Origin of the sequence: Vibrio neptunius (genome assembly GCF_000967495.1) — a bacterium.
In the GTDB taxonomy this organism is placed as follows: domain Bacteria; phylum Pseudomonadota; class Gammaproteobacteria; order Enterobacterales; family Vibrionaceae; genus Vibrio; species Vibrio neptunius.
In genome coordinates this window covers 1-6,859 of sequence record NZ_JXXU01000084.1, presented here as the reverse complement: position 1 = coordinate 6,859, position 6,859 = coordinate 1, and the positions used below count along the sequence as shown (strand labels likewise).

The following is a 6,859-nucleotide window of genomic DNA, read 5'->3' as shown; positions in this document are numbered from 1 at the left end:
CCGCATCCCGCATCCCGCATTTGGCACACATATTGCTTTTAGTTAACTAAGTTATTCAGTTCTACTGATTTTATTAGGTTTCCTGGGGGCTATATGGCGTCTGATCTTCTGAATCTTGGTTCGCAAAGCGTACTGACGGCTCAGAGACAACTTAACACCACGGGTCATAACATCTCTAATGTCAATACAGAGGGTTATAGCCGTCAGTCGGTGATCCAAGGTGCGAATATGCCACGCCAATATGGTGGGGAGACCTATGGTATGGGCGTGCATGTGGAAAAAGTTCGCCGCTCTTGGGATCAATTTGCCGTCAACGAGATGAACATCTCAACGACGAATTACGCGCACAAGGTCGATGATGAGGCTAATCTAGAAATGTTATCCAACATGCTGTCATCGGTCGCTTCGAAAAAAATCCCTGAAAACCTCAATGAATGGTTTGATGCAGTCAAGTCATTGGCTGATAGTCCTAATGACGTTGGGGCACGAAAAGTGGTGCTGGAAAAAGCGGATTTGATCACCCAAAACCTCAATGACTTTCACGAAACGATACGTCGGCAGTCAGATGTTACGAACAAAAAACTTGATCTCGGGATTGAACGAGTCAACCAGCTCGCTCTGGAAATCAGAGACTTACATCGCTTGATGATGCGTACTCCTGGTCCGCATAATGACTTAATGGATCAGCATGAAAAGCTAATAACAGAGCTGTCCGAATACACTAAGGTGACGGTAACACCGCGTAAAAACGCAGAAGGTTTTAACGTTCATATTGGTAATGGACACACCCTAGTCTCAGGCACTGAGGCTAGCCAGTTGAAAATGATTGATGGCTATCCTGATGTTCATCAGCGTCGTTTAGCAATGATAGAAGGCAAAGGCATTAAAGCCATCACCACGAAAGATATTGATGGCAAACTCGGTGCTATGCTGACGATGCGTGATGAGAAGATCCCTTATCTGATGGATGAATTAGGTAGGATGGCGACCGCTTTTTCTTATGATGTGAACGTACTTCAATCTCAAGGTTTAGATCTCAGAGGTAACATCGGTGGGTTAGTTTTTACCGACGTAAACTCTGAAGTGGTGGCTAAGTCTCGTGTTATCACCTCTTCTAACTCTACTGCTGATCTGGAAGTATACATAGAAGACACCAATAAATTGGTGGGTGGCCAGTATTCACTTCAATTTAATGGTGGTGATTACTACATAACGCGTCCAAATGGTGATATGTCGATTGTTCCTGTAGTCGGAAACTCAATATCGCTCGATGGTATTCGCATTGACATCAACAACGGTCTACAGGCGGGTGAGCGAGTATTGATCAGACCGACCCGCAATGGGGCTGCGCAAATGAAGATGGCAACCAATGACCCATCAGCTATTGCTGCACAGAGTTACGAAGCATCGACAACGTTTGCTCAGGGAAGCGCCACCTTTTCTATTGATACAGCGGGTGACTTACGCGAATTTGAGGTGATTATTTCACCAGATGGCAAGCAGTTTGCCGTCACAGACACAAAAGGTAAGATTCTACTTCAACCTCAGGCTTACCCACCTACAGGGCCTGTGACCGTGCAAGGTACCACGTTTGAGTTATCTGCCGGTGCTATTGCGAATGACAAGTTCACGGCAAATCTTGTCCCATCTGAAGGCGACAATGGCAACTTACTGAAGATGCAGAATATCCAAACCAACAAGCACCTCAATGATGGTGAGTCAACGATATTGGATATCTACCACAACCTGAATACTGACGTAGGTCTGCAAATGTCTACAGCGTCTCGCTTAACCGACGTATCGCGTTTGGAAAAAGAAGCAGCGCAAGAGAGGGTCGCTTCTATATCTGGGGTTAACCTCGACGAAGAAGCCGCCAACATGATGAAATTCCAGCAAGCATACATGGCATCATCACGGATTATGCAAGCGGCGAATGATACCTTTAATACTATATTGGCGTTGAGATAGGGGGCAGATAAATGATGAATCGTATTTCCAGCTTCCACAACTATCAATCAGTACAGAATGATTTACGCCGCCAAGAAGCCAAAGTCCATCACAATCAGGCACAGCTAGCTTCTGGTAAGAAGCTAATGCGGGCCAGTGATGATCCTTTAGCAACACATTACATCCAAAATATTGGTCAACAGAAAGAACAATTACGCCAGTTTACCGATGCCATTGTACTCAGTCGCAATCGTCTAGAGCATCATGAAGTGATTATCTCCAATGCGGAACAGTATGCCGATGAAGCCAAGCGTACGGTCATGGAAATGATCAACGGTTCCTTATCACCTGAAGACCGAATCGCTAAACGTCGCGAATTGCTAGAAATTGCCAATAACTTTCTCAATCTGTCCAATGTTCAGGATGAGTCAGGCAACTATATCTTTGCGGGAACCAAGCCGAAAAACCAGCCGTTTTTCCGAGATAAAGATGGTGATGTGGTTTACGCCGGAGATGACTATCAGCGTAAGATGAAGATCTCTAATAGTTTGGAAATGCCCATCAATGATCCGGGCAGCAAGCTGTTTATGGAAATCGACAACCCTTATGGAGACTTTGAGCCTCAATATGACCTCAAAGGTGTTTCTGAGCTATTGCTCGAGCGCGCGATCAATACTAACCCCGATGATCTATCGACTTACAAGGTAACGTTTGTTGATATGCCCGATGGTAATTATGGCTATCAGCTTGAGCGCGATGGAGCGGTCGTGAAAGCAGATAATTTTGACCCTGCAATTGGGATTAAATTTGAAGACGTCACGATTCAGGTTAAGGGCCAGATCACCAAAGGGGATGCGATTACCTTAGAGCCGCGAAAAACGTACAGTATCTTCGATACGTTTAAGCAAGCGATGAAGTTAGCAGAAGGTTCAGTATCTGATACATCGAACACTGCAGAGCTTCATCAGATTACTCAAGAATTCCATGCGGCATTTATTCACCTGAATAAGGCAAGAACAGATGTCGGTGCTCGCCTGAGTACACTGGATATCCAAGAAGAACAACATGACGACTTCAAAATGACCTTGGCGAAATCCAAGAGTAACTTTGAAGACCTTGACTATGCCGATGCGATTATAGAGTTCAATGAAAACTCGCGAGCGCTCCAAGCTTCTCAACAAGCATTTGGCAAAACGAAAGATTTAACACTGTTTAACTATATCTAACTTCAATGCCATACGTGCTAAGCCGTATGTGCGAAGTCAGACATAGCTGGTTGGCCAGAAACCTGGTGGCAACCAAGTGGCAAATAGGCGGCAAGGTCATTGCCGCCAGAGTGTGGTGATAAAATGAGCACATACCTATAAACGTAAGGGGCTCATTAACTACATGAAAATAATGAATAAAATTAATTTATTATTTGTTCTATAAAGTTGGCACACTACTTGTATCGATAAAACCAAGAGTTTAACGAACAGGTTTTAAGCAGGCACTTTCTGCTTAGCAAGTCATTTACGGTCAGTGCTTCCAACTGAGATTAAGCTGGCCGCTTCGCAAAGCACTTGCGAACTCATTAGGAGAGCAAACTATGACCATTACTGTAAATACTAACGTTTCGGCAATGACTGCCCAACGTTACCTGAATAAGGCCACAGGTGATCTCAACACCTCGATGGAAAGGTTATCTTCAGGTCAGAAAATCAATAGTGCAAAAGATGATGCTGCGGGTCTTCAGATCTCAAATCGCTTAACAGCACAATCACGTGGTCTGGATGTTGCCATGCGAAATGCTAACGATGGTATCTCTATTGCTCAGACCGCTGAAGGTGCAATGAACGAATCTACGTTAATCCTACAGCGTATACGTGATTTATCGTTGCAGTCAGCAAATGGGACAAACTCTGCGTCAGAGCGTCAGGCTCTTAATGAAGAAGTCGAGGCGCTACAAGATGAACTGAACCGTATTGCTGAGACGACTTCGTTTGGTGGTCGTAAACTGCTCAACGGTTCGTTTGGTGAAGCGTCGTTCCAGATAGGTGCCAGTTCAGGTGAAGCTATTATCATGGGCCTCACCAGCATTCGTGCGGATGATTTCCGTATGGGTGGTCAGTCTTTTGTTGCTGAACAGCCAAAGAACAAAGACTGGGGTGTTCCGCCTACGGCAAAGGACCTCAAGTTTGAGTTCACGACGAAAGACGGTGAAGCCATGACGTTAGATATCATTGCGAAAGATGGCGATGATATAGAAGAGCTAGCGACGTATATCAATGGCCAGACAGATAAATTGAAAGCGTCTGTTGATGAAGAAGGTAAACTGCAGATTTTTGCCGCAGAGCCGAATCTGGAGGGTAACCTGAATATATCCGGTGGTCTTGCTACAGAGCTGGGCTTAAATGGTGGCCCAGGCCTGAATACAACCGTTCAAAACATTGATGTAAACACCGTTGGTGGTGCACAAAATGCGGTTGGTATTGTTGATGCTGCTCTGCGATACGTTGATTCACAACGTGCTGATTTAGGCGCGAAACAAAACCGATTAAGCCACAGTATTAACAACTTGGCGAACATCCAAGAAAACGTAGAAGCATCGAACAGTCGAATCCGAGATACGGACTTCGCGAAAGAAACGACTGCGATGACGAAAGCACAAATTCTGCAACAGGCTGGTACTTCTATTCTAGCCCAAGCAAAACAGTTGCCAAACTCTGCAATGTCTTTATTGCAGTAGTAGTAAATATCTTCACTAGCATTAACCTAGACGTGGGGTTAGTGAAGATGTTTCGGCAAGCATAAGTGATTAGGTTTTAAGAGCTCTCTCACATCCGCTTTTATCACTGAGTGACTTATGCACACGGCAGCCAGGCTGTGATCATTTCTCTCGATCTCCACAATGGCTACCACACTAGCCCCGGTTCTCTCAAAGGAAAAGGGGCTTTTCTTTTGCCCGTCGAAGCGGCACTTTACATCAACCTTCTCAAGTTAACTCCCTACCTTTTAGTATCTACCCGGCTGTCTCGACAAAAACTTTAGCAATAGATTTCATATCTGAAGATGAGGTCAACATTTTTGCTCTTCTCCCTAGTTTTCGTAGGAATTTTAAAAATTGCTCTAAAGATAATCATTTTATCGTCGTTAATAAGGTTACTTTGAGAGAACTTGGTTTACCGAGACGTCGGAAACCTTTCGAAACTTCCGATCTACGGAAAATCAATAGGAGTAACCACTATGGCGGTTAATGTAAACACGAATGTTGCGGCAATGACTGCGCAGCGCTACCTCAATAGCGCATCTAATGCACAGCAATCCTCGATGGAACGTTTATCCTCTGGTTTTAAAATCAATAGTGCTAAAGATGATGCAGCAGGCTTGCAGATCTCTAACCGTTTGAATGTACAAAGCCGAGGTCTAGACGTTGCTGTACGTAACGCAAATGATGGTATTTCAATAGCGCAAACTGCTGAGGGCGCTATGAATGAAACGACTAATATTTTGCAACGTATGCGTGATCTATCACTACAATCTTCAAACGGCTCAAACTCTAAGTCTGAACGTGTTGCGATTCAGGAAGAGATCACGGCACTGAACGATGAACTGAACCGTATTGCTGAAACTACCTCATTTGGTGGCAATAAATTACTGAACGGTACATTCTCAACCAAATCATTCCAGATTGGCGCAGACAATGGTGAAGCAGTCATGCTGACACTAAACAACTTGCGCAGCGACAACACCATGATGGGTGGTAACAGCTATGCTGCAGCCAATGCCAAAGACAAAGATTGGGAGGTGCAAGCGGGTTCCAATGATCTCACTCTCGCTCTCACAGATGTGTTTGGTGAACAGCAGAACATCACAATTACGGCGAAAGAAGGTGATGATATAGAGGAGCTGGCTACGTACATCAATGGTCAGACTGATATGGTCAAAGCTTCTGTTGGCGACGACGGTAATTTGCAAATCTTTACTGATAACAACCGTGTTGCCAGTGATGTGACATTTGGTGGTGCACTAGCCGGTGAATTGAGTATGGGACCAGCCCAAGCGGTAACGGTGGACACCATCGATGTTACTTCGGTTGCTGGCTCTCAAGAAGCGGTTGCGATTGTTGATTCAGCCTTGAAATTCGTTGATAGCCACCGTGCGGAACTTGGTGCTTTCCAGAATCGATTTAGCCATGCAATCAATAACTTAGATAACATTAACGAAAACGTAAATGCATCTAAGAGCCGCATCAAAGATACTGATTTTGCCAAAGAAACGACAGCATTAACAAAAGCTCAGATCTTGTCTCAAGCGTCTAGCTCCGTTCTTGCTCAAGCAAAGCAGGCGCCCAACTCAGCGTTGGGGCTTCTAGGCTAAGAAAGTAGTTTCTCAGCATATTAGACAGTCATGACTTTAACTAAAATCCAGCTTCGGCTGGATTTTTTATGTTGTGAGGAAAGCAAAAAGGGAGCGCCAAAAAAAGAAAACCCAGCATAAAACTGGGTATGATAATTCTGATTTTAATATGAGCCTAGTACACGAAGAGGGACTTTAACTTTTAAAACTTGTGTATGCTGGGCTGTTAGCCTGAGCTAGCAATCGAAATAAATGGTGGCTACGACGGGATTCGAACCTGTGACCCCATCATTATGAGTGATGTGCTCTAACCAGCTGAGCTACGTAGCCGATGGATTAAGTATGGTGCGGAAGGAGAGACTTGAACTCTCACACCTTGCGGCGCCAGAACCTAAATCTGGTGCGTCTACCAATTCCGCCACTTCCGCAACTTAATCTGTAGTTATCAAGACAATTGGTAAAGCCTTAACAACGTTGAATATGGCAGGCTACTTAGAGCCGAACCAGGGACAATAGACGAGGCATCAAAAGATGTTATCCACTGAACCTATAAATAATGGCAGGTCTACTTAGA

General features: G+C 44.6%; 4 protein-coding genes and 2 tRNA genes. 4 read left to right on the top strand and 2 right to left on the bottom strand.

The window, feature by feature from the left end; genetic code table 11:
* Positions 1-93 precede the first annotated feature (93 nt).
* The 4 genes from flgK to TW84_RS21660 all read left to right on the top strand — a co-directional run bounded on the left by flgK (position 94) and on the right by TW84_RS21660 (position 6,306).
* Entirely contained in the window at positions 94-1,968 is a 1,875-nt protein-coding gene (gene flgK / locus TW84_RS21675) for a flagellar hook-associated protein FlgK (protein ID WP_045977695.1), read from the top strand.
* A gap of 11 nt (positions 1,969-1,979) precedes the next feature.
* Positions 1,980-3,173 carry a flagellar hook-associated protein FlgL gene (flgL, locus tag TW84_RS21670; protein WP_045977694.1) on the top strand — a complete coding sequence of 398 codons (1,194 nt, stop codon included), beginning with the start codon at positions 1,980-1,982 and terminating at the stop codon, positions 3,171-3,173.
* 362 nt (positions 3,174-3,535) lie between these two features.
* Positions 3,536-4,675 carry a flagellin gene (locus TW84_RS21665; protein WP_045977693.1) on the top strand — a complete coding sequence of 380 codons (1,140 nt, stop codon included), beginning with the start codon at positions 3,536-3,538 and terminating at the stop codon, positions 4,673-4,675.
* 497 nt (positions 4,676-5,172) lie between these two features.
* A complete protein-coding gene (locus TW84_RS21660) occupies positions 5,173-6,306 on the top strand; it encodes a flagellin (protein ID WP_045977692.1) in 1,134 nt (377 codons plus the stop codon).
* A gap of 232 nt (positions 6,307-6,538) precedes the next feature.
* Here TW84_RS21660 and TW84_RS21655 read toward each other — a convergent pair.
* Together TW84_RS21655 and TW84_RS21650 are read right to left on the bottom strand one after the other, a co-directional pair.
* Positions 6,539-6,615: transfer RNA gene (locus TW84_RS21655), tRNA-Met, on the bottom strand.
* A gap of 13 nt (positions 6,616-6,628) precedes the next feature.
* A tRNA-Leu gene (locus TW84_RS21650) sits at positions 6,629-6,713 on the bottom strand.
* Positions 6,714-6,859: the final 146 nt, after the last annotated feature.

Excerpts from the sequence above, each read along its gene's own strand:
- flgK (WP_045977695.1), top strand. The coding sequence starts at position 94 with ATGGCGTCTGATCTTCTGAATCTTGGTTCGCAAAGCGTACTGACGGCT.
- flgL (WP_045977694.1), top strand. The coding sequence starts at position 1,980 with ATGATGAATCGTATTTCCAGCTTCCACAACTATCAATCAGTACAGAAT.
- TW84_RS21665 (WP_045977693.1), top strand. The coding sequence starts at position 3,536 with ATGACCATTACTGTAAATACTAACGTTTCGGCAATGACTGCCCAACGT.
- TW84_RS21660 (WP_045977692.1), top strand. The coding sequence starts at position 5,173 with ATGGCGGTTAATGTAAACACGAATGTTGCGGCAATGACTGCGCAGCGC.